The sequence below is a fragment of the Kitasatospora sp. NPDC036993 genome (assembly GCF_055607525.1).
The window spans coordinates 132,910-156,034 of sequence record NZ_JBVJRP010000016.1 but is presented as its reverse complement, the minus strand read 5'-3'; the positions used below and the strand labels follow the sequence as shown (position 1 = coordinate 156,034).

The window sequence follows — 23,125 nt, the reverse complement described above, 5'->3', positions numbered from 1 at the left end:
GTCGTCGAGAGTAACAGGGAAGGCAAGGAAAGGTAAAGAAGGTAAAGAACCGTCAGAGGTACGGCTCGATCGCCGGCAGCAGGTCCTGGAAGGTCCGCCCCTTCGCGGGCGCGCCGATCGCCTGCATCTCCCAGCCGCCGTTGCCGTCCCTGACCACCTTGGCCATGATCTGCCCGGTGTGCGGCCCGCCGCCCGCCAGCTCGTAGCGCGCCAGCTCCAGCCCGGTGGTCTCGTCCAGCAGCCGGCAGTGCGCCCGCTCGACCTCGGCGAAGGTCTGCCCGGTGTACGAGCTCACCGTGAACACCACCTGGGTGATGTTCACGGGCACGTGCACCAGGTCGACCAGGATCGCCTCGTCGTCCTCGGCCCCCGAGCCGCCCTCCAGGTTGTCCCCGGTGTGCCGGACGGAGCCGTCGTTGCTCTCCAGGTGCGAGAAGAACACCACGTCGGACGGGGTCTTCTCGGCGTACAGCAGCGCCGAGGCGTCCAGGTCGATCTTCCGGGTACGGCTGCCGAACAGCCCGCGCTTGGGGGCGGCCTGCCAGCCGAGGCCCATCCGGACCACGGTCAGGGCGCTGCCCGGCCCCTTCTGGAGGCTGACCCGCTGCCCCTTGGCGAGGTTCACCGACACGACGTTGTCCTCTCTGCCGGCCGCACGGTCGCGCCGCGCGGCTCCACGATGGAACACCCCGTCGCCGTCCCCCGGCTGAGGCCCCCTCTGCGTACGGCCCGCCACCCCGTCCCGAGGGCACGATGCCGCAGGCCAGCCTAGGGCCTGCGAGGCCCCCGGCTCCCCAGGGTCTCCCCGTTTGTGGCAAGCCTGAGACACCTCCGGGCTTGACCGGTGTCATTCCGGCCAAGCCCGGCCGGCCCGCCGGGTGCGCCCCGGCGGGCCGGCTACGCCACCCCGGCCTCGCGCATCTGCCGCAGCTCCCTCTTCAGTTCCTTCACCTCGTCGCGCAGCCGGGCCGCGACCTCGAACTGGAGGTCGGCGGCTGCCGTGTGCATCCGGTCGGTCATCTCCTGGATCAGGTCCGCCAGTTCGGCGGCCGGCAGGGACTTGGCCGGCTTGCGGTCCGCGCCCAGCGACGGCACCGGCGCCTTGCCCTTGCCCTGGTTCCGGTAGCCGGTGGAGAGCAGCTCGTCGGTGTCCACGTCCTCGCGGGCGAGGGTGTCCAGGATGTCGCCGATCTTCTTGCGCAGCGGCTGCGGGTCGATCCCGTGCTTCTTGTTGTAGGCCTGCTGCACGACCCGGCGACGGTTGGTCTCGTCGATGGCCTTCTCCATCGACGGGGTGATCCTGTCCGCGTACATGTGGACCTGGCCGGAGACGTTGCGGGCGGCGCGGCCGATCGTCTGGATCAGCGAGGTGCCGGAGCGCAGGAAGCCCTCCTTGTCCGCGTCCAGGATCGCCACCAGCGACACCTCGGGCAGGTCGAGGCCCTCGCGCAGCAGGTTGATGCCGACCAGTACGTCGAACCGGCCCGCCCGCAGCTCGCGCAGCAGTTCCACCCGGCGCAGGGTGTCCACGTCGCTGTGCAGGTACCGGACCCTGATGTCCAGCCCGAGCATGTAGTCGGTGAGGTCCTCGGCCATCTTCTTGGTCAGCGTGGTGACCAGCACGCGCTCGTCCCGCTCGACCCGCCGGCGGACCTCGTGCACCAGGTCGTCGATCTGGCCCTCGGTCGGCTTGACGATCACCTCGGGGTCGATCAGGCCGGTCGGCCGGATGATCTGCTCGACCTGGCCGTCGCCGCGCGACAGCTCGTACGGGCCGGGCGTCGCCGAGAGGTAGACCGTCTGGTCGATCCGCTCCAGGAACTCCTCCCACTTCAGCGGGCGGTTGTCCATCGCGGACGGCAGCCGGAAGCCGTGCTCGACCAGCGTGCGCTTGCGCGAGGCGTCGCCCTCGTACATCGCGCCGATCTGCGGGACGGTGACGTGCGACTCGTCGATGACCAGGAGGAAGTCCTCCGGGAAGTAGTCGAGCAGGGTGTTCGGCGGGGAGCCGGGCTCGCGGCCGTCGAAGTGCATCGAGTAGTTCTCGACGCCCGAGCAGGTGCCGATCTGGCGCAGCATCTCGATGTCGTAGGTGGTGCGCATCCGCAGCCGCTGGGCCTCCAGCAGCTTGCCCTGCTTCTCCATCCGGGCGAGCGTCTGCTCCAGCTCCGTCTCGATGCCGGTGATCGCGCGCTCCATGCGCTCGGGGCCGGCCACGTAGTGCGAGGCGGGGAAGACGTAGACGGACTCGTCCTGGCTGATGATCTCGCCGGTGAGCGGGTGCAGCGTGTACAGCGCCTCGATCTCGTCGCCGAACATCTCGATCCGGACGGCGAGCTCCTCGTAGACCGGGAAGATCTCGATGGTGTCGCCGCGGACCCGGAAGGTGCCGCGGGTGAAGGCCACGTCGTTGCGGGCGTACTGGATGTCCACGAAGCGGCGCAGCAGCTCGTCCCGGTCGACCTCCTGGCCGATCCTGAGCGGCACCATCCGGTCCACGTACTCCTGCGGGGTGCCGAGGCCGTAGATGCAGGAGACGGAGGCGACCACGATCACGTCCCTGCGGGTGAGCAGCGAGTTGGTCGCCGAGTGGCGCAGCCGCTCGACCTCCTCGTTGATCGAGGAGTCCTTCTCGATGTAGGTGTCCGTCTGCGGGACGTACGCCTCCGGCTGGTAGTAGTCGTAGTACGAGACGAAGTACTCGACCGCGTTGTTCGGCAGCAGCTCGCGGAACTCGTTCGCCAGCTGCGCGGCCAGCGTCTTGTTCGGCGCCATGACCAGGGTGGGCCGTTGCAGCTTCTCGATCATCCACGCCGTGGTCGCCGACTTGCCGGTGCCGGTGGCACCGAGCAGCACGACGTCCTTCTCCCCTCCCCTGATCCGCCGTTCCAGCTCGGCGATCGCCGCCGGCTGGTCGCCGTTCGGCTGGAAGGGGCTGACGACCTCGAAGGGCGCCACGGACCGCTCAATACTCGTGATGGGACGCACCACTCCACGGTACGACCCACCACTGACAGGCGGGGCGGCTCCGGTCAGGCCGCGTGCGCCTCGAACCGGATGGCCGGCTCACGGGCGGGGTCGATCCGCACGGCGGAGTCGAAGGCGGCGGCAAGCCGCTCGATCAGCGGAAGTGTCGGATCGACCCCGCTCTCCTCGATGCTCTCGACCGTCTCCTCGTCCAGCCCGGCCCGCTCGGCGAGTTCGGCGACGGTCCAGCCGAGCGCGGACCGGCGGGCGTACACGGCCTCGGCCAGCGCCATCCGCCGCCCGGCCGCCCGGTACTCCTCGCTCTCGCGGTGCTCCGGCGGTACGACCCAGCGGGTGTGGTAGCCGCTGCTCATCGCTCCTCCTCGTCCCTGTCGTACACCTCGTGGTCGTCGGCCGGCGCGTGCTCGGCCTCGCATTCCTTCTGGGCGCGACGGGCCCGCTCGACCTCGTCGCTCTCGCGGTTCCTAGTCTTGCGGAAGACGGTCAGCAGCACAGCCCGTCGACCGGGGGCGAGCCAGTAGGTGATCCGCATCGGCCCGATCCGCAGCTCCCGCAGCGGTCCGCCGAGGTGGCTGGCCAGTGGGAAGGGCAGCAGTTCCCCGTCCTCGGCGAGACGGTCCGCGGCACGCTCGGCCGCCCGGTACTCCGCGAGTGCGCAGCTGCGCAGCCAGGTGCGCACTTCGGGCTCGATCTCGATCGTGTAGCCCACCCGCGCCCCGTCCATGGCTCCCCCTCTGTTCCGGGAGGGACAACGCCCGACCGGGAGCGCGGGTTACGGGCGGAACCTACTTGGCGCTGTCGCGGGCCAGGGCGACCAGGCGGGAGACGGCGCGCAGGTACTTCTTGCGGTAGCCGCCGCGCAGCATCTCCTCCGGGAACACCTCGTCGAAGGGGAGGCCGGAGGCGGTGATCGGCAGCTCGCGGTCGTACATCCGGTCCGCCAGCACGACCAGGCGCAGCGCGGTGGACTGGTCGTCGACCTGCTTGACGCCGCGCAGGCAGACCGCGGTGACGTCGTCCAGCAGCGCGCCGTAGCGGCTGGGGTGGACGGCGGAGAGGTGGGCGAGCAGGGTGTCGAAGTCGTCCAGCGAGGCGCCGGGGGTGCGGGCCGCGACGTCCTCGACGGCCTCGTCGGTGTACGGCGGCGGGGCGTCCGGCAGGCCGCGGTGGCGGTAGTCCTGGCCGTCGATCCGCATCGGGCGGAAGTGCGCGGACAGGCCCTGGATCTCGCGCAGGAAGTCGGCGGCGGCGAAGCGGCCCTCGCCGAGCTTCTCCGGCAGGGTGTTCGAGGTGGCGCACAGCTTGACGCCGTTGTCGACCAGCCGGCCGAGCAGGGTGGAGACCAGCACGGTGTCGCCCGGGTCGTCCAGCTCGAACTCGTCGATGCAGAGCAGCCGGTGCCCGGAGAGGGTCCGCACGGCCTGCTGGAAGCCAAGCGCGCCGACCAGGTTGGTCAGCTCGACGAAGGTGCCGAAGGCCTTGGGGCCGGGGGCGGCGTGCCAGAGGGAGGCGAGCAGATGGGTCTTGCCGACGCCGTACCCTCCGTCGAGGTAGACGCCGGCCGGGCCGCTGGGCGCGGGGGCGGAGCGGAGGAACCAGCTGCGCTTGGGCGCGGAACCGTTTCCTCCCGTGAGGGTGGCCGCGAACTGCTCCAGGACCTGGACGGCCTCGTACTGGCTCGGCTGGGTCGGGTCCGGGATGTACGTCCCGAAGCTCACCTCGGCGAACCGGGGCGGCGGGACCATCTCGGCGACGAGCCGCTCGGCGGGGACGACGGGGCGGCGGTCGGTGAGCGCGATCGGGGAGCCGGACGCGTGTGCGGCGGCTATCGGCTCGGTCGTGGTGGCGGAGTGGGAGGCTGCGGGCACATCAGTAGAGGGTACGCCTGCTCCGTACGCCGTCCGAACGACCCTCGGTCTCCGGTGGAAGACTGAGAACATGCAACAGTTGATCAGCCCGCCGGGTGAACGCTTCGACGATCCGGCCGCACTGGAATCGCTCGCCGCCGTCTACGCGTACCCCGAACAGGTGAATCAGGGGCGCCCGTGGCTGCGCGCCAACATGGTGTCCGGCCTGGACGGCGGGGCCAGGCTGGACGGGCTGTCCGAGGGGCTCTCCGGCGACGCGGACAAGCGGATCTTCGGGGTGCTGCGGGCGCTGTCCGACGTGGTACTGGTGGGTGCCGAGACCGTCCGCGCCGAGGGCTACCGGCCGGCCAGGGCGCGCCGGGAGTTCGCGGCGGCCCGGGCGGCCGCGGGGCAGGCACCGGCCCCGGCGATCGCCGTCGTGAGCCGCTCCCTTCGGCTGGACCTGACCGCGCCGCTGTTCACCGAGCCGCTGGTCAGGACGGTGGTGATCACCACCGAGGACGCCCCGGCGGAGCGCCGCGGGGCGGTCGCCGAGGTGGCCGACCTGGTGGTCGCCGGCACCGGCGCGGTGGACCTGCGGGCGGGTGTGGCGGCACTGGCCGAGCGGGGCTGGACCAGGCTGCTGACCGAAGGCGGCCCGCGCCTGCTGGGCCGGCTGGCGGGGGCCGGCCTGCTGGACGAGCTGTGCCTGTCGCTGGCCCCGCTGCTCACCGGCGGCGACGCGCCGCGCATCCTGCACGATGCGCGAATGCCGGACGTGCAGCGGATGCGACTGGTCTCATTGATCGAGCAGAAAGGATTCCTCTTCACCCGTTACCTGCGTCACCCCGGTTCGGATGACCCCGTGACCCCCCGATCGTGATGCCGTTATGCGATGCCGGGGCCCGGGGGCCGGCCACTGGAAGGGACTCACGTGTTCAAGACGGTACTGATGATCGAAAAGGCTCTCTCCGACGCGGACGTGGAGCTCGTCACCACGCTCCACGGCGATGAGGAGGTGTCCTTCGTCGTCCTGATGCAGCCGCGCGGCAAGCAGGACGAACTGCTGCGGGCGCTCGACGACGTCGCCCTCGGCCACCTCGACAAGGTGGTGCACGAGCACGACGAGTCCGAGAGCGGGCCGACCGTGGCCACCGAGTCGCTGGAGCACAGCCTGCGCCACCTGCGCTCGGCGAAGGCGGCGGCGGTGGGCGAACTGGTGGAGGAGAAGCCGCTGGAGCGGCTGCGCGCGGTCGTCGAGGAGCACCGGGCGGACGAGGTCGTGGTGCTCACCTCACCCCACTTCGTGGAGGAGTTCTTCCACCGCGACTGGGCCTCCCAGGCCCGGCACAAGGTGGGGGTCCCGGTGCTCAGGCTGTTCGCCAGCGACTCCTAGCCCGGCGCGCCGGTGGTGCAGAATCGTCCTTGCGGTCCGCCCGCGAGGACGATTCCCGCGTCGGCTCCCGAGCCGGCGCCCGCCGGGACCCGTCCGCCCGACCTGTCTGCCCCCGCCCGTACGGAGCCCCGCCTTGAACGACGCCGCGCACGACCTGCACGCCCCGCACTTCATCGGCATCGGCGGCGCCGGGATGTCCGGCCTGGCGAAGATCCTCGCCGTGCGCGGTGCCGGCGTCTCCGGCAGCGACTCCAAGGAGTCCGAGACCGTCCTCGCGCTGCGCGCCCTCGGCGCCACCGTGCACGTCGGCCACGCCGCCGAGCACGTGCCGGACGGCACCAGCAGCGTGGTCGTCTCCAGCGCCATCCGCGCCGACAACCCGGAGCTGGTCGCCGCCCACGAGCGCGGCATCCCCGTGGTGCACCGCTCCGACGCGCTGGCCGCCCTGATGGGCGGCCACCGGGCGCTGGCGGTGGCCGGCACCCACGGGAAGACCACCACGACCAGCATGCTCGCCGTCGCCCTCGGCGAGCTGGGCCTGGACCCGTCCTACGCGATCGGCGGCGACCTCGACGCGCCCGGCTCCAACGCCCACCACGGCACCGGTGAGATCTTCGTCGCCGAGGCGGACGAGAGCGACCGCAGCTTCCACAAGTACGCGCCCGAGGTTGCGATCGTGCTCAACGTGGAACTGGACCACCACGCCAACTACGCCTCGATCGAGGAGATCTACGAGTCCTTCGAGACCTTCGTCGGCCGGATCGTCCCCGGCGGCACCCTGGTGGTCTCGGCCGACCACGACGGCGCCCGCGAGCTCACCTCCAGGGTGGCGGGCCGCGAGGACCTGAACGTGGTGACGGTCGGCGCCGCCGAGGACGCCGACCTGCGGGTGCTGTCGGTGGTCGCCCACGGCATGACCAGCGAGGTCACGGTGCTGCTGGACGGCACCGAGCTGGCCTTCACCGTCTCGGTGCCCGGCCGCCACTACGCCCACAACGCGGTGTCCGCGCTGGCCGCCGGCGTCGCGCTGGGCGTCCCGGCCGCCGACCTGGCCAAGGCGCTCGGCGCCTACACCGGGGTGCGCCGCCGCCTCCAGCTCAAGGGCGAGGCCGCCGGGGTCCAGGTGATCGACTCCTACGCCCACCACCCCACCGAGATGACCGCCGACCTGGAGGCCGTCCGCGAGGGCCTGACCGGCGGGGGCCGGGTGCTGGTGGTCTTCCAGCCGCACCTGTTCAGCCGCACCCAGCAGCTCTCCGAGGAGATGGGCCTGGCCCTGGCGCTGGCCGACGCCTCGGTGGTGCTGGACATCTACCCGGCCCGCGAGGACCCGATCCCCGGCGTGACCAGCGAGCTGATCATCGACGCCGCCCGCCGGGCCGGCGCCGAGGTCACCGCCGAGCACTCCTTCGACGCCGCCCCCGCCCTGCTGGCCGGCCTCACCCGCCCGGGCGACCTGCTGCTGACCATGGGCGCGGGGGACGTCACCAACCTCGGGCCGGAAATCCTCAGGCACCTCGCGAACGTTGCCTCCAACGTCTGACCCACGTCCGTCCGACGTACGCCACGACCGGGAGCCGTGAGATGAGCTACGAGATCGAGAAGACCGAGGCCGAGTGGCGCGCCGAACTCAGCCCCGAGGAGTACCACGTGCTCCGCGAGGCGGGCACCGAGCGCCCGTTCACCGGTGAGTACACCGACACCAGGACCGTCGGCGTGTACGGCTGCCGGGCCTGCGGGGCCGAACTGTTCAGCTCCGAGACCAAGTTCGACAGCCACTGCGGCTGGCCGTCCTACTACGCGCCGCTGGCCGGGGACCGGGTCCAGTACATCGAGGACGACTCGCTCGGCATGCGCCGGGTCGAGGTGCGCTGCGCCCGCTGCGGCGGGCACCTCGGGCACGTCTTCGAGGGCGAGGGCTACGGCACGCCGACCGACCAGCGGTACTGCATCAACAGCGTCTCGCTGACGCTGAAGCCGGCCGAGTAGAACGGACGGCGGGAGGCCCGGACACCGCGCGGTGTCCGGGCCTCCGTGCTGCCGAAGGCCCGCCCCGCGAACCGTCCGGTGCCGCACCGGTGCTGCCCCGGGACCGGCCCGCGACCTCCCCGCGACCTCCCCGCGACCTGCCCGCGAACCGTCCGGCTATCCCGCGACCGGTTCGAAGCGGACCGGCAGGTGCATCAGGGCGCGGTGGAACGGGCCCGGGCGCCAGAGCAGGTCCTCGGCGGGAGTGGACAGTTCGAGGTCGCTGAGGCGGCTGCCCAGCTGCTCGATGGCGGTGATCGCGATCAGCAGGGCCGGGTCCCGGGCCGGGCAGGCGTGCGGGCCGGCCGCCCAGGCCAGGTGGGCGCTCTCCCCGCTGCGCAGCCCGCCGTCCTCCGCGGGCGGCGCCGCCTGGGAGTTGGCGGCCGCGTACGAGACCAGCAGCAGCGTGCCCGCCTTGATCTCCCGGCCGTGGAAGGTGATGTCGTACCGCGGGTAGTGGGCGGAGAGGTTGGCCATCGGCGGCTCGTGCCAGAGCACCTCGTCGATCGCCTGGTGGGCGGTCATCGCGCCGCCGAACAGCGAGCCGGCGTAGCGGGCGTCGGTGAGCAGGCGCAGCAGGGCGTTGCCGATCAGGTTGGTGGTCGGCTCGTGCCCGGCGATCAGGGTCAGGGTGATCTGCCGGATCACCTCGTCGTCGTCCAGCCCGACCGGGTGGGTGACGTACCAGGAGGCGAGGTCGTGCCGGGGGCGCTCACGGCGCTCGGCGACCATCGCGGTGACCACCGAGAGGAGCTTCCCGTACGCGGCGCCCGCCTGCGCGGTGGACTCGATCAGCCCGGTGATCGCGGCCACCACGTCGGCGCGCTGCTCCTGCGGCACACCGAACCAGGTGGTGAGCACGAAGGCGGGCAGCCGGCGGGCGTACGCGGCGATCAGGTCGGCGTGCCCGACGGCGGCGAACTCGTCGATCAGCCGGTGCGCGGTCTCGGCGACCTGGCGCTGGAGCCGGTGCGGTTCCAGCAGCGCCAGGGCGTCGGTGATCACCGCCCGGTAGCGCGCGTGCGTCGCGCCGTCGCTGAACAGCGCGGTCGGGCGGTAGCCGAGCACCGGGAGCAGCGGGGAGTCCGGCGGGACGGTCCGCTGCCAGGCCCTGGAGTCCTTGGAGAAGGTGTCGGTGTCGCGCAGCAGGTCCAGCGCGGCCTGGTAGTCGGTGACCAGCAGGGCCTCGACGCCGGGCGCGATCTCCACCGGGGCGACCGGGCCGTGCCGCCGCAGCCGCTCGTAGACCAGCTGGGGGTCGGCGGCGAAGACCGGGCCGTGGATCGGGGTCGGGCGGGACTCGACGGTCACGGCTGCTCCGGGATGGCGGGGGTGTCGGGGGTGTCGGAGGTGTCTGGGGTGCCAGGGGCCCCAGGGGCGTCAGGGGCGTCAGGGGCTGCGGGCAGGACGTCCAGGACGTGCTCGGCCAGCGCGATCAGCGCGTCCAGGCTGCTGTCGCGCTGCCGGGCGTCGCAGAGCAGCAACGGGGTGGTGGCGTGCAGGTCCAGGTGGGTGCGCAGCACCTCGACCGGGTGGTCCGGTGCGTCCGGGAAGCGGTTGACGGCGACGGCGTACGGCAGGCCCTGCTCCTCGACCATGTCCATGATCTCGAAGGAGTCGGCCAGCCGCCGGGTGTCGGCGAGCACCAGGGCACCCAGAGCGCCGCGGGCGATGTCCTGCCAGAGCGGGAAGAAGCGGCGCTGGCCGGGGGTGCCGAACATGTAGAGCACCACGTTGCCGGGCAGGGTGAGCCGGCCGAAGTCGACGGCGACGGTGGTGGTGGTCTTCTCGGGCAGGCCCACCAGGTCGTCCACCGGCCGGCCGGTCTCGGTCATCGCCTCCTCGGTGTGCAGGGTGGCGATCTCGGAGAGGGTGCGGATGAGGGTGGTCTTGCCGACCCCGAACGGGCCGGCCACCACCAGCTTCATCAGCGTCTGGTCCTGGTCGGGCAGGTAGCCCACCCGGCTCGGCCGGTCCGCCTGATCTGTCTGGTCTTCCGGGTCCGGCCGGGCGGCCGGGTCACCGGAGCGCACGGAGTCCAACGAGGAGCCTCTCGACGAGGGAGCGGTCGGTCTGCTGGGCGCGCGGGACCGGCGCGCGGGCGTGCAGGCAGCCCGCCTCGACCAGGTCGGCCGCGAGGAAGACGGTGGCGCTGACCGGCAGGCGCAGGTGCGCGGCGGCCTCCACGACGGTCAGCGCGCCGGGGCGCAGCAGTTCCCAGAGCCGGCGGTGTTCGGGTTCGAGCGCGTCCGGCGGGTCGGCGCGGTCGGCGAACAGCACGGTCAGCCGCTCGAAGCCCTTGGTGCCGGGACGGCTGCGGCCGCCGGTGGCCAGGTAGGCGGGCACCATCCGCCTGCGGGGGACGGCGGTCATGACCGCTCGTCGTCGTCCTGCCGCCGGGCCGGGCTCGCGAGTGCCCGGCCCAGGGCGGCGACCTGTACCTGCATCTGGTAGGCCACGTTGCCGAGTTGGGCGTCCGGCGCGGTGAACACGGCGAGCGAGGTGTTCTCCCCCGCGGGCACCACGATGGCGTAGCCGAGATCGGACTCCACCACGGTCTGGGCCAGCCGGGGCCGCTCGGCGTCGGTGAACGCGGTGGTGAAGGCCCGGGCGGCGGCGTGCACGGTCGCGGTCATCGCGGCGACCCGCTCGGCCGAGGCTCGCTCCAGGCCGTCCGAGGCGCCTTCGACCAGGCCGTCCCCGGTGGCGATGACCGCGTGCAGCACTCCGGGGAGCTCCAGCAGCGGGGTCAGCACCCACGAGATCTCGTCGGTGGCGGTCGGGCTGGGCGTGCTGCTCACTGCTCGGCTCCTTCTGGGGTCGGACCGGTGCTCTGCTCACCGGGTTCGCGGCCGGCGGTGGTGTCGCCGGGGGTGCCGGCGCTGTCGGCGGCCCTGGCCACGGCGGCCCGGCCGGAGTCGGTGCCCCGTTGCAGCGCCTGCCAGTGGGCGGCGGCCTGCTCGGGGGTGCGCCCGGCTCCGGGGGCGGGCGCGCGGGCGGGTTCAGCGGCAGCGGGCTCCCCCGCGGTCAGCGGACGGCGGCGGCGCCGGGTGGGCAGGCCGGTGCCGTCGTCGGCCGCGGGTGCGTCGTTCGCGGGCGCGTGGTTCGCGGGTGCTTCGATGCTGGGCGCTGCGGCCCGCCGGCCGTCCCCGAGCGGACCGTCCCCGGCCGGAGCTTCCTCCGCCGGAGCCGGATCGGGCACCACCCTGATGGCCGGTGCCGGGTGCGGTCCCGGCTGGTTGTGCCGGTCGGCGAGCTGCGGCCCGTCCTGCTCGTCGGCGTCGCGCATCGGCGGAACGGCGGCGACGGTGGGTGCCGGGGCCGGGCCGGCGCCGGCCCGCAGCGGCAGCGGGGTGAGCACCGAGAGCGGCTGCGCGTCGTCCACGACGGTCACCAGCGCGGCCGGGATGCGCAGGATGGTCCGCATGCCGCCGTACGGCGAGGGCTCGATGTGACAGGAGAAGCCGTACTGGCGGGCCAGCTTGCCGATCACCGCGAAGCCGGTCTTGGGCGGGTTGCCGAGTTCGGTGAGCAGCACGTCCGGCGGGCCGGCCAGCAGTCGGCGGGCCCGGCGCAGCTGGTCCTCGTCCATCCCGATGCCGCTGTCGTCGATGATCACCAGCGCGCCGCGGCCGCCCTGCTGGACGGTGACCGGGACGTCGGTCTCCGGGTGGGAGTAGGCGGTGGCGTTGGCGAGCAGTTCGGCGATGGTGACGGCGATCGGCTCGGCGGCCCTGGCGACCACGGCCAGGCGCTGCTCCCGCAGGTGGTTGGCGACCTTGACCCGGGAGTAGCCGGGCACCCGGGAGAGCGCGCCGACGACCACCTCGGCGAGCGGCGAGTCGGTGCGGGCCAGGCCGGGCCAGGCCTCGCAGAGCACCGCGACGGTCTGGATCCGGCGCAGCGCGACCTCGTTGCGGAAGTCGACCTCCAGCAGCCTGGGGTCGTCGTTCTCGTGCTGGAGCTGCTGGACCAGGCTCTGGATCTGGTACAGCAGGGTCTGGATCCGGGAGGTGGCGCCGCGCATGGTGGCGCGGGCGGCGGCGTCCACCCGCTCGCGTTCGTCGGCGAGGGCGGCGTGCGCGGCGTCCAGCACGGACTGGAGCGCCCGGACGGCCTCGGGGCCGACTGCCTGCGGGTCGAGCGGGCCGACCATCGGGGCGTTGGTGTGGGTGAGCCGGACGGCGGTGGCGGCGACCCGTTCCTGGGCGAGGTGGCCGATCTCGGCGAGCAGTGCGGCGGACCGTGCCTCGGCGGCGGCCAGGGCGCGGTCCGCCTCCTCGGCCCGGACGGTCGCGGCGGCGCCCTGCTGGACGGCGTCCCGGACGGTGTCCTGCGCCTGCCGGGCCGCCTCCTGCGACTCGCGGACGCTGTCCTCGGCGGCCCGGGTGCGCTCCTCCGCCCTCCCGGCGTCCTCGGCGGAGCGCCGGACGGCCTCCTGCGCCTCGCGCAGCTGCTGCTCGGCGCGGGCGAGCCTGCCCTCGGCGGTCCGGGCGCGTTCCTCGCCGTGGCCGAGTGCGGTCTCGGCGGCCGTGGCCCGGGCGACGGCCCCGGCCCGGCCGCGGGCGAGCACGCCCGTGGCCACGGCGGCGACCAGCGCCAGGACGATCAGCGCGATCTGCGTCATCGAAGTCCTCGGGGGTGCTTGCGGATCGGGCCGGACGGGAAGGCCGGGAAGGCCGGGCTGCCGGACGGGGAGCCCGGGCGGGGTCAGTTCCGGGCGGTGCGCGGGGGGCGGGCCCGGTCCTCGGCCAGCTCCCTGGCCACCAGGGCGACCTGGCCCATGGCCTCCAGGACGCCCGGGGCCGCCGAGCCGTCCAGGTGCCGGTACTCGGCCGCGATGGTGAGCACCAGCCGCTCGGGCAGGCCGAGTTCGGGGTGGCGCCGCTCGGCGATCACCCGCCGGGCGGCGTCCAGCGCGGGTATCCCGGCGGCCTGCAGGGCGTGTGCGCGCTCGCGGACGTACGCGAGGTAGCCGATGTGCTCCCGGACGCCGGCCCGGTCGAGCACCGGGCCGTGGCCCGGTACGAAGATCTCCGCGCCGGTGGCCAGGGCCCGCTCGCAGGCGCCGATGACGTTCTCCAGCGGTCCTGCCCAGTGCGAGGGGTGGTCGCCGGGCTGCTCGGGCGTCGAGGAGAAGATCACGTCGCCGGTGAACACCGCGCGCTGGTGCGGGAGGTGGACCATCAGGTCGCCGCCGGTGTGGGCGGCGGGCAGGCTGGTGATCTGCACCGGGTACCGGCCGACGGTCAGCTCCAGCTCACCGGTGAAGACGGTGTCCGGGCGCACCGCCTCGGCGGTGGACCAGTCGAACACTCCGAAGTGCTCCCGCAGGTAGCCGCCGAGCGGCGAGTCCGGATCGCTGGTGGTGACCAGCGCGTGCTGCTGCTGGGGGGTGGGCTCCCAGTGGATGTGCTCCAGGGCCTCGCGGGTGGCGATCACCTCGGCGTCCGGCAGCACCCCGGCGCCCCACAGGTGGTCCCCGTTGGCGTGGGTGACGACCACCCGGTCGACCTCGACCCCGGCGGGCAGCAGCCGCCGGCTGGCGGCGAGGAACTCCCCGGCCAGCGAGGGGTCGTACGGTGTGTCGATCCAGAGCGCCGTGGTCTCCGAAGCCAGCAGTCCGCAGTTGGCCAGGCCCCATCCCCGCTTCGGCGGGAGCCACACGTACAGGTCCTCGGCAATCGCGCTCACGTTCGCACGGTTGATCGTCATGTGCGCGATTATGCCCATGATGTGTCAGGGGTGGAGCAAAACTCTTACGGTTCAAGCCACTTCGCGTCTTCAGAAGCCCGGGATATCCCAATTCATCCCGAGTGGTCTGGACCACATCTGGCCGAACCGGCCCGTCCCCCCGCAGCGCGGAGGCACCCGCGCTGCCCCCTCGGACCAGCGCCGACCCTCGGCGCGACAGCGCCACGGGGGTCGGCGGGGTGTGGCGGGGTCGGCAGGGTGCGGAGGGGTCGGCAGGGTGCGGCGGACCCCGCCGGCGACGGCGAGGCGTCAGGCTTCCCGACCCGCGGGCCGCTCCAGCCGCTTGATCCCCTTGCGCTCCCCCGCGCAGCGCTCGTAGCCCAGCCAGGCGTTGATCGCCAGCATCGGCCCGTTGGTCGTGTCGTTGCTGGTGTACGCGTGCCGGTAGCCCGCCGCCACGGCGAGCCGCAGCGACTCCAGCTTGGCCGACTTGGTCAGCCCCAGGCCGCGGAACTCCCGGCGGCAGGCGGTGAACGCGGACCAGTAGCGGTCCGCCCCGTCGGTCTGCGCCATGCTGAACGCGGCCGGCTCGCCGTCCACCACGGCGACGACGCTCAGCGCCAGGTCCCGGTCCGGGCGGGTCCAGTCGCCGCGCAGCCAGTCCTCGTACTCCAGGGCGTCCATCGGCACCTCGCTGCCCGGCTCGTCCAGGACGGCGTCCGCCTCGACCAGGAACACCGGGTGCGGGTCGGCCGCCCAGTCGGCGGCCGGGCGCAGCTCGACGCCCGCCGGCAGTACCGGCGCCGGTGGCAGCGGCAGCGTCAGATCCCGTCCGGCGAACTGCATGGCGCGCCCGAGCCGGTAGCCACTGGCGGTGGCGAAGGCCAGCGAGGCGGGCTCGTCGTCCATCCAGGTGTGCAGCTCGGTCACCCCGTGCCCGGTCAGGTGCCGCTCGGCCGCGGCCAGCAGCGCGGTGGCCGCCCCACGCCGCCGGAAAGCGGGCAGCACGCTGCCGTTGGCGTAGCCGACGCCCTCGGTCGTCGTGCCGAGCACCACGCCGCAGCGCACCGCGCCGAGCACCCGGCCGTCCAGCTCGGCGACGAAGGTGCGGAAGTGTTCCTCGGGGCTGGGCTGGGCGTTCTGCCAGGCCAGGGCCTCGGCGGAGAGCACCAAGTGCTCGCGCTCGGCCCGGTGGGCCGCCGCCACGGCGCCGGCGTCCTCGGGGCGGAAGTCACGGATCGTCAGGGAGATCGAAGGAGTCATGGATTCCCACGCTAGCCGCGCCCGCCCGTCCCGCGCCCCCCATTTTTCCCGCCGCCGGGGCGCCCCACCTGCGGGGACGGCCGAGACTCGGGACCAAAGTCCCTGATCGCCGGGCCGACAAGCTCAAATAATGCTCTGAGAAGACCGGGTGAGGCTTGGCAGCCACCCCGCCCGGGGACATCCTCAGCAACACGGCCACGCGGTCCTGGCGACGACGCCCGCACCGGTCGACGGCCCTTCTCACCCGGCCCTCCGAAGGGGGCGAACCGATGACCACTCCTGCCCCTGACCTGCCCGGCTCCGCCACCGCGAGCCCGAGCGCCGCGCCCCCGGGAACGGCACCCCGGGGAAGCACGCCCGCCGGAACCGCGGCCCCGAGAACCGCGGCCCCGAAATCGGCGTCCACAGGAACCATGCCCCCGGAAACCACGACCCGCCTGGGCGTCGGCCTCGGCTGGCGCAGCGAGATCGACACCGTGGTCGAGCGCCAGCCCGGCCTGGACTGGGTCGAGGTGGTCGCCGAGAACATCTGCGCCGACCACCTGCCCGACTCGCTGACCGTCCTGCGCGAACGCGGCGTCACCGTCGTCCCGCACGGCGTCGGCCTCGGCCTCGGCGGCGCGGACCTGCCCGACCCGGGCCGCCTCGCCCGGCTCGCCGACGCCGCCCTGGCGCTCGGCTCCCCGCTGGTCACCGAGCACCTGGCGTTCGTCCGGGCCGGCGGCCTGGAGGCCGGCCACCTGCTGCCCGTCCCCCGTACCCGGGACTCGCTGCGGGTGATCGCCGAGAACGTCCGGATCGCCCAGGAACAGCTGCCGGTGCCGCTCGCCCTGGAGAACACGGCCGCCCAGCTCGCCTGGCCGGACGACGAGTTCAGCGAGGGCGAGTTCCTGGCCGAGCTGGTCGAGCGCACCGGCGTCCGGCTGCTGATCGACGTCGCCAACCTGCACACCAACCGGGTCAACCTCGGCCTCGACCCGGCCGCCGAACTCGACCGCCTGCCGCTGGAGGCGCTCGCCTACGTGCACGTCGCGGGCGGCAGGCTGGTCGACGGCGTCTGGCACGACACCCACGCCCACCCCGTCACCGAACCGGTCCTGGAGATACTGGCCGAACTCTGCGCACGGACCGCCCCGCCAGGCGTCCTGCTGGAGCGGGACGCCAACTTCCCGCCGCCCAGCGAGCTGACCGGCGAACTGGACGCCATCCGCCGGGTCCTGGAGGGGAGCACCCGGCGATGACCGACCCGACCACGATCCAGGAGGCCACCGACCGGGACCTCGCCACCGACCGGGACCTCGCCGCCGCCCGGCAGCGGCTGGCCCGGCGCCAGGAGGAGCTGCTGGCCGCCCTGGTGGCCGGCGGGCCCGTCCCGCCCGGCTTCGACGAACGCCAGGTCCGCGCCCAGTCCACCGGCCTGGCCGCCAAGCGGCGGAGCACCACCGCCAAGGTGGCCCCCGACCTGCCCCGTATGCTCGGGGCGCAGTACGGGCCGCTCTTCCTCGGCTACGCCCGCTCCCACCCGCAGACCGGCGGCTACCGCTCCGACGCCCGGGCCTTCGCGCAGTGGGTGCTCACCGACGGCGGCCCGCTCGCCGACGACCACCGCCGGGCCCTGGAGCAGTGGCTCCACCCGGCACCCGTACCACCGCCCGGCCCGCTCGCGCGCCTGCGCCGGGCCCTGCGCCGCCAGAGCGTGCCTGACACGCCCTGACAGCCGGCGGCCGGGGGCCACCAGCCTCTGGCGAACCATCACCACTTCGGGGGGAACCGCCCATGTGGCGCAACAGCTACTTCATCGTCCCGGCCGTCCTGCTGGTGACCGCCGCCCTGTACGCCTCGCGGACCCGGCAGCACATCGGCCGGGTCCGGTACGCCAAGGGCCTGCCCGGCCGCGGCCTGCCGCTGCTCGACACCGCGTTCCTGTCCGGCGGTCCCGGGCGGGTGTTCGACACCGCCCTGGTCCGGATGCACCTCAGCGAGCAGGCCGTGATCAGCCGCTCCGGCCTGGTCACACTCACCGGCGCCAAGCCGTACGACGCCGTCGACAAGGCGGTCCAGGACGCCGTCGGCCCGACCGGGAGCCGCGAGATCGGCCCGCTGCGCCACGCCGTGATGCGCTCCGCCGCCGTCCAGGAGATCGGCGACAGGCTCGCCGACCGCGGCCTGCTGCGCCGCCCCGAGCGGCTGCGGCGGGCCCGCACCGCCCGCCGGCTGCTCTGGCTCGCGCTGCTCGTCGTGGTGGCCTCCGCGGTGGCCTCCGTACTGATCGACGACGGCGTCATCGGCCACGACCGCCCGAACCTCTGGATCCCGGGCCTCCTGGCGGCCGGGGGCCTCGTCGCGCTGCTCGCCACCCCGCAGATCAGGAGCCGGATCACCCCGGCGGGAGCGCGCCAGCTCTCCCTGATGCAGGGCGGGCCGTGGAAGCCCGACTCCGGGGTGTCGCCCAAGCTGGCCGGCGGGGCGCTGCTGGGCGCGCTCGCGCTCGGCGGGCTGGCCGCGGCCGGGCTGGACGACCAGGAGCTGGAGGCCACGATGCTGGCCGCGTCGGCCGAGGACGAGGCCGTGCGGCACGCGGCCGCCGCGAACGCCGCGTCGTCGTCGTCCTCCTCGTCGTCGTCCTCCTCGTCCTCCTCGTGCTCCTCCGGCTCCGACGGCGGCAGCACCTCCTGGTGCGGTTCCTCGGACTCCGGCTCCTCCGGCTGCGGCTCCTCGTCGTCGAGCTGCGGCTCCTCGTCCTCCTCCAGCTGCGGGTCCTCCTCGTCCAGCTGCGGTTCGTCGTCCTCCTCCAGCTGCGGATCGAGCTGCGGCGGCGGCTGCGGCTCCTGACCCCGGCCCCGGCGGCCGGCCGGGCGATCGGCGGGGACGGGGTGCGCGGCCCGGCGGTCGCCGAGGGACCGGCCGCCGTCGGGCCGCGCGCGGGGACGCACCGCCCGGCCGAGGAGGCTCCACCGCACGGCCGCGCCCCCACTGACGCCCCGCCGGACGTCACAGTTCGGTATCGCGGACCGGGAATGCGTTCCGCGCGCCCTCGCCGCAGGCATACAACATGCCCATGTGGTTGCTGTTCCTCATACCGGCCTGTGTCGCGGCGGTGCTGTCCTGCCTCCGACTGGTCCGGATGACCGCCACCGCCGACGCCCTCACCGACCCGACCGGCCTGCGGCCCCCCGAAGCCGTCGGCATCGGCCTGTACGAGACCGCCTACCTGGCCGGCGGCCCGGACCGGGTGGTCGAACTCGCCCTCGTCCTGATGGCCGGCCGGGGCCGGCTGCACCTGGCGCACACCGGCTGGACCACCGTGGTCGACCCCAGGGGCCGCAGCCGGCTGGAGCGGGCGGTCATCGCCACCGTCGGCCCCGGGGGCCAGTGCCGCACCGACGAGCTGCGCCGGGCGATGGCCGAGCACCCCACCGTGCTGGAGATCGGCGCCCGGCTCGCGCTGGCGGGCCTGGCCACGCCCGCGATGGTGCAGCGCACCACCGTGGTGGTGGTCCGGCAGGTGCGCCACGCGCTGCTGCTGTCGCTGGTCCTGCTGGCCGCCTCGCTGGCCCTGAGCGGCTTCACCGGCGGCGACACCCTCGCCCCGCTCGCCTGGTTCTCGCTGCCGCTGATGCTCACCTCCGGCACCCTGCTGATGGCCCGGGTCGACGTCTACCCGTACACCCGTTGGGCCTCCCCGACCGGCCAGGAGGTACTGCGCGAGGTCCGCCCGGCCCGCCAGCGCGGCCTCGCCGACGACGAGGAGCGCGAACTGCTCACCGCCGTCGCCATGAACGGCCCCGCCGTCCTCCCCGACGCCCGCCTCCGCGCCGCCCTGCGCCCCCACCGGACCTGAAATCCGGCTGCGCCCACCCCGCGACCAGGGCAGACTCCCCCCATGGACGAACCCTCCCCGGCCGGACCGGCCCTCGGCAAGCACGGCCTCGCGACGCTGGAGCGCGCCCGCCTCGAGGGCCGCCCGGTGCGGCTGCGCCGCTCGATCCCCGGCGCGGACCGGCTGGAAGGCTTCGTCCTCGGCACCGGCCCGGTCTGGACCCTGCTCGCCAACTGCGTCGACCACCGCCCCGACGGCTGGACCGCCGTCCGCACCACCGACCTGCACCGGGTCCGCGACCGCGGCGGCGAGGAGAGCCTGACCGTACGGGCGCTGCGCCGCCGAGGCCTGTGGCCGCTCCGCCCGCCCGGCGCCCGCCTGCCGCTGGACGACCTGCCGGGCCTGCTGACCGCCGCCTGCGCCGAGTACGGCCTGATCGCCCTGCACACCGAGCACCGCGACCCCGCCGTCTGCCGGGTCGGCACGGTCACCGCGCTGCGCCCCGCCTCGCTGCGGCTGCACGAGGTCGACCCCGAGGCACGCTGGCACGCGGAGCCGACGAAGTTCCGCTTCAAGGACGTCACCCGGGTCGACCTCGGCGACCACTACACCTCCGTGCTGCGCGAGTTCGCCGGACCACGGCCACGGCACCCCGCCGGAACGCAGGAGGCCGGTTCCCCCTCGGGGGAACCGGCCTCCTGACACCGCGCGGTCGCTCAGGCCAGGCCGTTCAGCAGCTCGCTCACCGGCTTGCGGCGGCCGGTGAAGAACGGCACCTCCTCGCGGACGTGCAGCCGGGCCCGGGAGGGGCGCAGGTCGCGCATCAGGTCGACGATCCGGTGCAGCTCGTCCGCCTCGAAGGCGAGCAGCCACTCGTAGTCGCCGAGCGCGAACGAGGCCACCGTGTTGGCCCGCACGTCCGGGTAGCCGCGCGCCATCTGGCCGTGCTCGGCGAGCATCGCGCGCCGCTCGGCGTCCGGCAGCAGGTACCACTCGTAGGAGCGGACGAACGGGTACACGCAGACGTAGTCGCGCGGGCGCTCGTCGGCCAGGAACGCCGGGATGTGCGACTTGTTGAACTCGGCCGGGCGGTGCAGCGCCATGTTCGACCAGACCGGCTCCAGCAGCCGGCCGAGGCCGGTGCGGCGGAAGCGGTTGTACGCCTCCTGGAGGTCGTCCGAGTCGGCGGCGTGCCACCAGACCAGGATGTCGGCGTCCGCGCGCAGACCGGAGACGTCGTACGTGCCGCGCACGGTCACGTCCTTGGCGTCCAGCTGCGCGAACAGCTCGTCCACCTCGGCGGCGAGGGCGGTGCGGTCCTCGGGCAGGGCGCCCTTAAGCTTGAACACCGACCACATGGTGTAGCGGATGACCTGGTTCAGGTCGCGCGCCTTCTTCTTCTCGGGCTGCTGCTCCCGCTCAACGCTCTCAGTCATGCGCCCATTGTCCTCTCCGTGGAACCTTCCCCGGTCTCCGGGGTCAACAGTCTGTCGACGGCCGCCGCGGCGGCGGCGGCCGACCCGATGCACGCCGGAATGCCCACCCCGTCGTACGCGGCGCCGCACAGCGCCAGCGCGCCCACCCGCCCGGCCGCCGCCCGCACCCGGGCCACCCGGTCCAGGTGCCCCACCGGGTACTGCGGCAGACCGGCCGCGAAGCGGGACACGAAGGTGTCGTACGGCCGGGCGGTCAGCCCGATCGCCTCCTCCAGGTCCGCCAGCGACCGCGCCACCAGCTCCTCGTCCGGCAGCCCCAGCGCCTCCTCCTCGCGGTGCCGGCCCAGCGAGGTGCGCAGCAGGAACGCGTCCGGCGCGGAGCGCTCCAGCCACCCCCACTTGTTGGAGGAGAAGGTCGAGGCCTTGATCCGCCGGCCGTCCACCGGCGGCACCAGGAAGCCGCTGCCGCTCGGCGGCTCGGCCAGGTCGGCGCGGCGGAAGGCCAGGGTCACCAGGGCCATGCCCGCGTACTCGACGGTGTCCAGCTCGGTGGCGGCCGCCGGGGCGTCCTCGCGCAGCAGCCGGGCCGCGGCGGGGGCCGGGACGGCCAGCACCACGGCGTCCGCGTGCAGCACCTCGCCGCCGGTCACCACCCGCCAGCCGTCGGGGGTTCGGCGCAGTTCGTCCACCGGGGCGTCGGTGCGCAGGTCCACGCCCGCCTCGACGCAGGCCGCGGCGACCGCGCCGGGCAGGGTGCCGAGACCGCCGCGCAGCCCCTGGAACACCGGGGTTCCGGCCGCCTTCGGCCGGGAGGCCAGCTCGTGCACCCCCTCGACCAGCGAGCCGCCGCCGCGCGCGATCGGCAGCAGCTGCGGCACGGCGGCGCGCAGCGAGATCTCGTCGGCGCGGCCGGCGTAGACGCCGCCCAGCAGCGGCTCGACCAGCCGGTCCACGACTTCCCGGCCCAGCCGGTCGGCGACGTAGCGGCCGATCGGGGCGTCCTCGCCGATCTCGGCGGACTCCTCGTGCCTGGCCCGCTCCAGCCCCTCGGCGGTCAGCACCCCGGAGGCGGCCAGCGCCTCCAGGTCACCGGGAACGCCCATCACCTGCCCGCCGGGCAGCGGCCGCAGGGCGCCGCGGGTCCAGATCGCGGCCTTCGCGGTGGTCGGCGGCTCCAGTTCCCGCGCCAGCCCGACCGCCCGCGCCAGCTCCACCGCCTCCGGCCGCCGGGCCAGCACCGACTCGGCCCCGAGGTCCACCCTGACCCCGCCGACCTCTCCGCCCCACAGCTTCCCGCCGACCCGCCCGGACGCCTCCAGCAGCGTCACCCGCGCCCGCGCCGGCCCTCCGGCCGCCCCGCTCAGGAAGGCGGCCGCGGCCAGTCCCGCGATACCGCCACCGACGACGACGACCTGTGCATCCGACATGCTCCGCAGTCTCGCAGGTCTTTACACGGATGCCTCAATCCGCTGCACGCCCGAGGTCGATCGTGATCGGGAACGGCACCGGCCGCTCCAGCGTGCCCCGGAAAATCCCGGCAGGCGCGTACGAAGCGGTCGCCTCGTCCAGCTCGTAGACGTGCACAGCCGCGCAGTCGTCCTCTTCCTCCTCGACGATCCAGTAGTGCGGGATGCCCGCCTCGGCGTACTTCCGGACCTTGACCGTCCGGTCGCGGTGTGCGGACTCCGGCGAGACGACCTCGATGACGAGCAGGACCTCGTCGGGAGTGAACTGCGTGCGCCTGCCCTCGAAGTCCGCCCTGACCACGAGGACGTCCGGCTCGGGGCGGTTCCGCTTGTCGAGCTTGATCGACATCTCCCGGCCGACCCTGACACCTTCCGGAACCTGGGCACTCAGCGCGATCTTGAGGTTGTCGACGACTTCGCCGTGCCACCAACGCTGCGGGGACATCATGAAGACCAGTGCTCCATCGATCAGTTCGGTGTGCCGCGGCGCCTGCGGCAGGTGGTCGAGGTCGTCCGCAAACCAGCCCTCGTCCCTGGGCGCGTACATCCAGTCCGGCAGCTCGCTCATGCCCCTACGGTAGCGAGTTCGGGAGCGCGGCGGCCCCCACCTATTCTGTGTGCTATGGAACCGATCGTGGTGAGTGCGTGTCTGGCCGGGATCCCCTGCCGGTACGACGGGCGGGCGAAGACCTCCGACGGCGCCGTGCGCCTGGTCGAGGACGGGCGGGCCGTGGTGGTGTGCCCGGAGGGTGCGGGCGGGCTGCCGACACCGCGGCCGCCGGCGGAGATCGTGGGCGGGGACGGCGCGGACGTGCTGGACGGGCGGGCCCGCGTGGTGGACGCGACCGGCGCGGACTGCACCGAGGAGTTCCTGGCCGGCGCCCGGGCGGCGCTCGCCGCCGCCGAGCGGGCGGGGGCGAGGCGGGCTCTGCTGATGGCGCGCAGCCCGTCCTGCGGCTGCGGCCGGGTGTACGACGGGACGTTCACCGGGGAGCTGCGTCCCGGTGACGGGGTGACGGCGGCGCTGCTGCGCCGGGCCGGGATCGAGGTCTCGGCCGGGTAGCGGGGCCCAGGGCCCACCGGGGACGGGGGCCCGCACCCGGGGGGGGGCGTGCGTTGTTCTCTTTGAAGAAGAGGACGAGGAGGCGGCGTGCGTTCTGGTCCATGGACAGTCGTACCACGTCGCC

General features: G+C 73.9%; 25 protein-coding genes. 10 read left to right on the top strand and 15 right to left on the bottom strand.

What is annotated here, in order from left to right:
* Window positions 1-52: 52 nt before the first annotated feature.
* From ACZ7C5_RS29550 to zapE, 5 genes are all read right to left on the bottom strand, one after another.
* The gene (locus ACZ7C5_RS29550; protein WP_188297008.1) at window positions 53-631 is read right to left on the bottom strand and encodes a TerD family protein; all 579 of its coding nucleotides are present in this window, start codon (window positions 629-631) and stop codon (window positions 53-55) included.
* Window positions 632-897: 266 nt separating this feature from the next.
* Window positions 898-2,988: an excinuclease ABC subunit UvrB gene (gene uvrB / locus ACZ7C5_RS29545; protein WP_188297009.1), complete on the bottom strand. Its 2,091-nt coding sequence runs from the start codon at window positions 2,986-2,988 to the stop codon at window positions 898-900.
* A 44-nt stretch (window positions 2,989-3,032) separates the two neighbouring features.
* Window positions 3,033-3,341, bottom strand: a complete 309-nt coding sequence (locus ACZ7C5_RS29540) for a helix-turn-helix domain-containing protein (protein WP_401089934.1) — start codon at window positions 3,339-3,341, stop codon at window positions 3,033-3,035.
* Window positions 3,338-3,712, bottom strand: a complete 375-nt coding sequence (locus tag ACZ7C5_RS29535) for a type II toxin-antitoxin system RelE/ParE family toxin (RefSeq protein ID WP_401089932.1) — start codon at window positions 3,710-3,712, stop codon at window positions 3,338-3,340. Before ACZ7C5_RS29535 ends, ACZ7C5_RS29540 begins: the two co-directional genes overlap by 4 nt.
* A gap of 61 nt (window positions 3,713-3,773) precedes the next feature.
* On the bottom strand, window positions 3,774-4,817 hold the full coding sequence (gene zapE / locus ACZ7C5_RS29530) for a cell division protein ZapE (RefSeq protein WP_470323813.1): 1,044 nt from the start codon (window positions 4,815-4,817) through the stop codon (window positions 3,774-3,776).
* Between the two features lie 109 nt (window positions 4,818-4,926).
* Here zapE and ACZ7C5_RS29525 point away from each other — a divergent pair, with 109 nt between their 5' ends.
* The 4 genes from ACZ7C5_RS29525 (at window position 4,927) to msrB (ending at window position 8,220) form a co-directional block, all read left to right on the top strand.
* Window positions 4,927-5,718 carry a pyrimidine reductase family protein gene (locus ACZ7C5_RS29525; protein ID WP_470323795.1) on the top strand — a complete coding sequence of 264 codons (792 nt, stop codon included), beginning with the start codon at window positions 4,927-4,929 and terminating at the stop codon, window positions 5,716-5,718.
* A gap of 51 nt (window positions 5,719-5,769) precedes the next feature.
* Window positions 5,770-6,231: an indole-3-glycerol phosphate synthase gene (locus ACZ7C5_RS29520; RefSeq protein ID WP_188297012.1), complete on the top strand. Its 462-nt coding sequence runs from the start codon at window positions 5,770-5,772 to the stop codon at window positions 6,229-6,231.
* Between the two features lie 133 nt (window positions 6,232-6,364).
* Window positions 6,365-7,774 carry a UDP-N-acetylmuramate--L-alanine ligase gene (gene murC / locus ACZ7C5_RS29515; RefSeq protein ID WP_401089928.1) on the top strand — a complete coding sequence of 470 codons (1,410 nt, stop codon included), beginning with the start codon at window positions 6,365-6,367 and terminating at the stop codon, window positions 7,772-7,774.
* 41 nt (window positions 7,775-7,815) lie between these two features.
* On the top strand, window positions 7,816-8,220 hold the full coding sequence (gene msrB, locus ACZ7C5_RS29510; protein WP_188297013.1) for a peptide-methionine (R)-S-oxide reductase MsrB: 405 nt from the start codon (window positions 7,816-7,818) through the stop codon (window positions 8,218-8,220).
* Between the two features lie 156 nt (window positions 8,221-8,376).
* On the opposite strand, the gene ACZ7C5_RS29505 is transcribed toward msrB, so the two are convergent.
* The 7 genes from ACZ7C5_RS29505 to ACZ7C5_RS29475 form a co-directional block, all read right to left on the bottom strand.
* Complete coding sequence (locus ACZ7C5_RS29505; protein ID WP_401089925.1) at window positions 8,377-9,570, bottom strand: cytochrome P450; 1,194 nt, start codon at window positions 9,568-9,570, stop codon at window positions 8,377-8,379.
* Entirely contained in the window at window positions 9,567-10,187 is a 621-nt protein-coding gene (locus tag ACZ7C5_RS29500) for a GTP-binding protein (protein ID WP_470323812.1), read from the bottom strand. Before ACZ7C5_RS29500 ends, ACZ7C5_RS29505 begins: the two co-directional genes overlap by 4 nt.
* Before the next feature lie 91 nt (window positions 10,188-10,278).
* Window positions 10,279-10,632, bottom strand: a complete 354-nt coding sequence (locus tag ACZ7C5_RS29495; RefSeq protein ID WP_401089923.1) for a DUF742 domain-containing protein — start codon at window positions 10,630-10,632, stop codon at window positions 10,279-10,281.
* Window positions 10,629-11,060 carry a roadblock/LC7 domain-containing protein gene (locus tag ACZ7C5_RS29490; RefSeq protein WP_188297015.1) on the bottom strand — a complete coding sequence of 144 codons (432 nt, stop codon included), beginning with the start codon at window positions 11,058-11,060 and terminating at the stop codon, window positions 10,629-10,631. The genes ACZ7C5_RS29495 and ACZ7C5_RS29490 overlap by 4 nt, the downstream gene beginning before the upstream one ends.
* Entirely contained in the window at window positions 11,057-12,886 is a 1,830-nt protein-coding gene (locus tag ACZ7C5_RS29485; RefSeq protein WP_401089921.1) for an ATP-binding protein, read from the bottom strand. The genes ACZ7C5_RS29490 and ACZ7C5_RS29485 overlap by 4 nt, the downstream gene beginning before the upstream one ends.
* 83 nt (window positions 12,887-12,969) lie before the next feature.
* Window positions 12,970-13,974 carry an MBL fold metallo-hydrolase gene (locus tag ACZ7C5_RS29480; protein ID WP_401089919.1) on the bottom strand — a complete coding sequence of 335 codons (1,005 nt, stop codon included), beginning with the start codon at window positions 13,972-13,974 and terminating at the stop codon, window positions 12,970-12,972.
* A 288-nt stretch (window positions 13,975-14,262) separates the two neighbouring features.
* A complete protein-coding gene (locus ACZ7C5_RS29475) occupies window positions 14,263-15,216 on the bottom strand; it encodes a GNAT family N-acetyltransferase (RefSeq protein ID WP_470323794.1) in 954 nt (317 codons plus the stop codon).
* Window positions 15,217-15,629: 413 nt separating this feature from the next.
* Here ACZ7C5_RS29475 and ACZ7C5_RS29470 point away from each other — a divergent pair, with 413 nt between their 5' ends.
* The 5 genes from ACZ7C5_RS29470 (at window position 15,630) to ACZ7C5_RS29450 (ending at window position 19,738) form a co-directional block, all read left to right on the top strand.
* Window positions 15,630-16,457, top strand: a complete 828-nt coding sequence (locus tag ACZ7C5_RS29470; protein ID WP_470323793.1) for an MbnB/TglH/ChrH family RiPP precursor modification enzyme — start codon at window positions 15,630-15,632, stop codon at window positions 16,455-16,457.
* On the top strand, window positions 16,454-16,930 hold the full coding sequence (locus ACZ7C5_RS29465) for an SCO6045 C-terminal-like domain-containing protein (RefSeq protein ID WP_401089913.1): 477 nt from the start codon (window positions 16,454-16,456) through the stop codon (window positions 16,928-16,930). The genes ACZ7C5_RS29470 and ACZ7C5_RS29465 overlap by 4 nt, the downstream gene beginning before the upstream one ends.
* Window positions 16,931-16,992: 62 nt before the next feature.
* Entirely contained in the window at window positions 16,993-18,048 is a 1,056-nt protein-coding gene (locus tag ACZ7C5_RS29460) for a TIGR04222 domain-containing membrane protein (RefSeq protein WP_470323792.1), read from the top strand.
* Window positions 18,049-18,274: 226 nt separating this feature from the next.
* On the top strand, window positions 18,275-19,057 hold the full coding sequence (locus ACZ7C5_RS29455) for a TIGR04222 domain-containing membrane protein (protein ID WP_188299259.1): 783 nt from the start codon (window positions 18,275-18,277) through the stop codon (window positions 19,055-19,057).
* A 42-nt stretch (window positions 19,058-19,099) separates the two neighbouring features.
* The gene (locus ACZ7C5_RS29450; RefSeq protein WP_470323791.1) at window positions 19,100-19,738 is read left to right on the top strand and encodes a hypothetical protein; all 639 of its coding nucleotides are present in this window, start codon (window positions 19,100-19,102) and stop codon (window positions 19,736-19,738) included.
* A 14-nt stretch (window positions 19,739-19,752) separates the two neighbouring features.
* Here the strand turns inward: ACZ7C5_RS29450 and hemQ are convergent, their stop codons facing one another.
* From hemQ to ACZ7C5_RS29435, 3 genes are read right to left on the bottom strand one after another with little or no spacing between them, the layout of a single operon-like run.
* Window positions 19,753-20,472 carry a hydrogen peroxide-dependent heme synthase gene (gene hemQ, locus ACZ7C5_RS29445; RefSeq protein ID WP_401089907.1) on the bottom strand — a complete coding sequence of 240 codons (720 nt, stop codon included), beginning with the start codon at window positions 20,470-20,472 and terminating at the stop codon, window positions 19,753-19,755.
* Window positions 20,469-21,899: a protoporphyrinogen oxidase gene (hemG, locus tag ACZ7C5_RS29440; protein ID WP_401089905.1), complete on the bottom strand. Its 1,431-nt coding sequence runs from the start codon at window positions 21,897-21,899 to the stop codon at window positions 20,469-20,471. Before hemG ends, hemQ begins: the two co-directional genes overlap by 4 nt.
* A 34-nt stretch (window positions 21,900-21,933) precedes the next feature.
* A complete protein-coding gene (locus tag ACZ7C5_RS29435) occupies window positions 21,934-22,506 on the bottom strand; it encodes a Uma2 family endonuclease (protein WP_401089903.1) in 573 nt (190 codons plus the stop codon).
* A gap of 54 nt (window positions 22,507-22,560) precedes the next feature.
* On the opposite strand from ACZ7C5_RS29435, the gene ACZ7C5_RS29430 reads away from it, so the two are divergent.
* Window positions 22,561-23,001: a 2-thiouracil desulfurase family protein gene (locus tag ACZ7C5_RS29430; protein ID WP_401089901.1), complete on the top strand. Its 441-nt coding sequence runs from the start codon at window positions 22,561-22,563 to the stop codon at window positions 22,999-23,001.
* Window positions 23,002-23,125 lie beyond the last annotated feature (124 nt).

Bases quoted from the DNA above. Each gene is read 5' to 3' on its own strand.
- ACZ7C5_RS29540 (WP_401089934.1), bottom strand. From the start codon at position 3,341: ATGAGCAGCGGCTACCACACCCGCTGGGTCGTACCGCCGGAGCACCGC.
- ACZ7C5_RS29535 (WP_401089932.1), bottom strand. From the start codon at position 3,712: ATGGACGGGGCGCGGGTGGGCTACACGATCGAGATCGAGCCCGAAGTG.
- ACZ7C5_RS29525 (WP_470323795.1), top strand. From the start codon at position 4,927: ATGCAACAGTTGATCAGCCCGCCGGGTGAACGCTTCGACGATCCGGCC.
- msrB (WP_188297013.1), top strand. From the start codon at position 7,816: ATGAGCTACGAGATCGAGAAGACCGAGGCCGAGTGGCGCGCCGAACTC.
- ACZ7C5_RS29500 (WP_470323812.1), bottom strand. From the start codon at position 10,187: ATGAAGCTGGTGGTGGCCGGCCCGTTCGGGGTCGGCAAGACCACCCTC.
- ACZ7C5_RS29495 (WP_401089923.1), bottom strand. From the start codon at position 10,632: ATGACCGCCGTCCCCCGCAGGCGGATGGTGCCCGCCTACCTGGCCACC.
- ACZ7C5_RS29485 (WP_401089921.1), bottom strand. From the start codon at position 12,886: ATGACGCAGATCGCGCTGATCGTCCTGGCGCTGGTCGCCGCCGTGGCC.
- ACZ7C5_RS29480 (WP_401089919.1), bottom strand. From the start codon at position 13,974: ATGACGATCAACCGTGCGAACGTGAGCGCGATTGCCGAGGACCTGTAC.
- ACZ7C5_RS29475 (WP_470323794.1), bottom strand. From the start codon at position 15,216: ATGACTCCTTCGATCTCCCTGACGATCCGTGACTTCCGCCCCGAGGAC.
- ACZ7C5_RS29470 (WP_470323793.1), top strand. From the start codon at position 15,630: ATGCCCCCGGAAACCACGACCCGCCTGGGCGTCGGCCTCGGCTGGCGC.
- ACZ7C5_RS29465 (WP_401089913.1), top strand. From the start codon at position 16,454: ATGACCGACCCGACCACGATCCAGGAGGCCACCGACCGGGACCTCGCC.
- ACZ7C5_RS29460 (WP_470323792.1), top strand. From the start codon at position 16,993: ATGTGGCGCAACAGCTACTTCATCGTCCCGGCCGTCCTGCTGGTGACC.
- ACZ7C5_RS29455 (WP_188299259.1), top strand. From the start codon at position 18,275: ATGTGGTTGCTGTTCCTCATACCGGCCTGTGTCGCGGCGGTGCTGTCC.
- ACZ7C5_RS29450 (WP_470323791.1), top strand. From the start codon at position 19,100: ATGGACGAACCCTCCCCGGCCGGACCGGCCCTCGGCAAGCACGGCCTC.
- hemQ (WP_401089907.1), bottom strand. From the start codon at position 20,472: ATGACTGAGAGCGTTGAGCGGGAGCAGCAGCCCGAGAAGAAGAAGGCG.
- hemG (WP_401089905.1), bottom strand. From the start codon at position 21,899: ATGTCGGATGCACAGGTCGTCGTCGTCGGTGGCGGTATCGCGGGACTG.
- ACZ7C5_RS29435 (WP_401089903.1), bottom strand. From the start codon at position 22,506: ATGAGCGAGCTGCCGGACTGGATGTACGCGCCCAGGGACGAGGGCTGG.
- ACZ7C5_RS29430 (WP_401089901.1), top strand. From the start codon at position 22,561: ATGGAACCGATCGTGGTGAGTGCGTGTCTGGCCGGGATCCCCTGCCGG.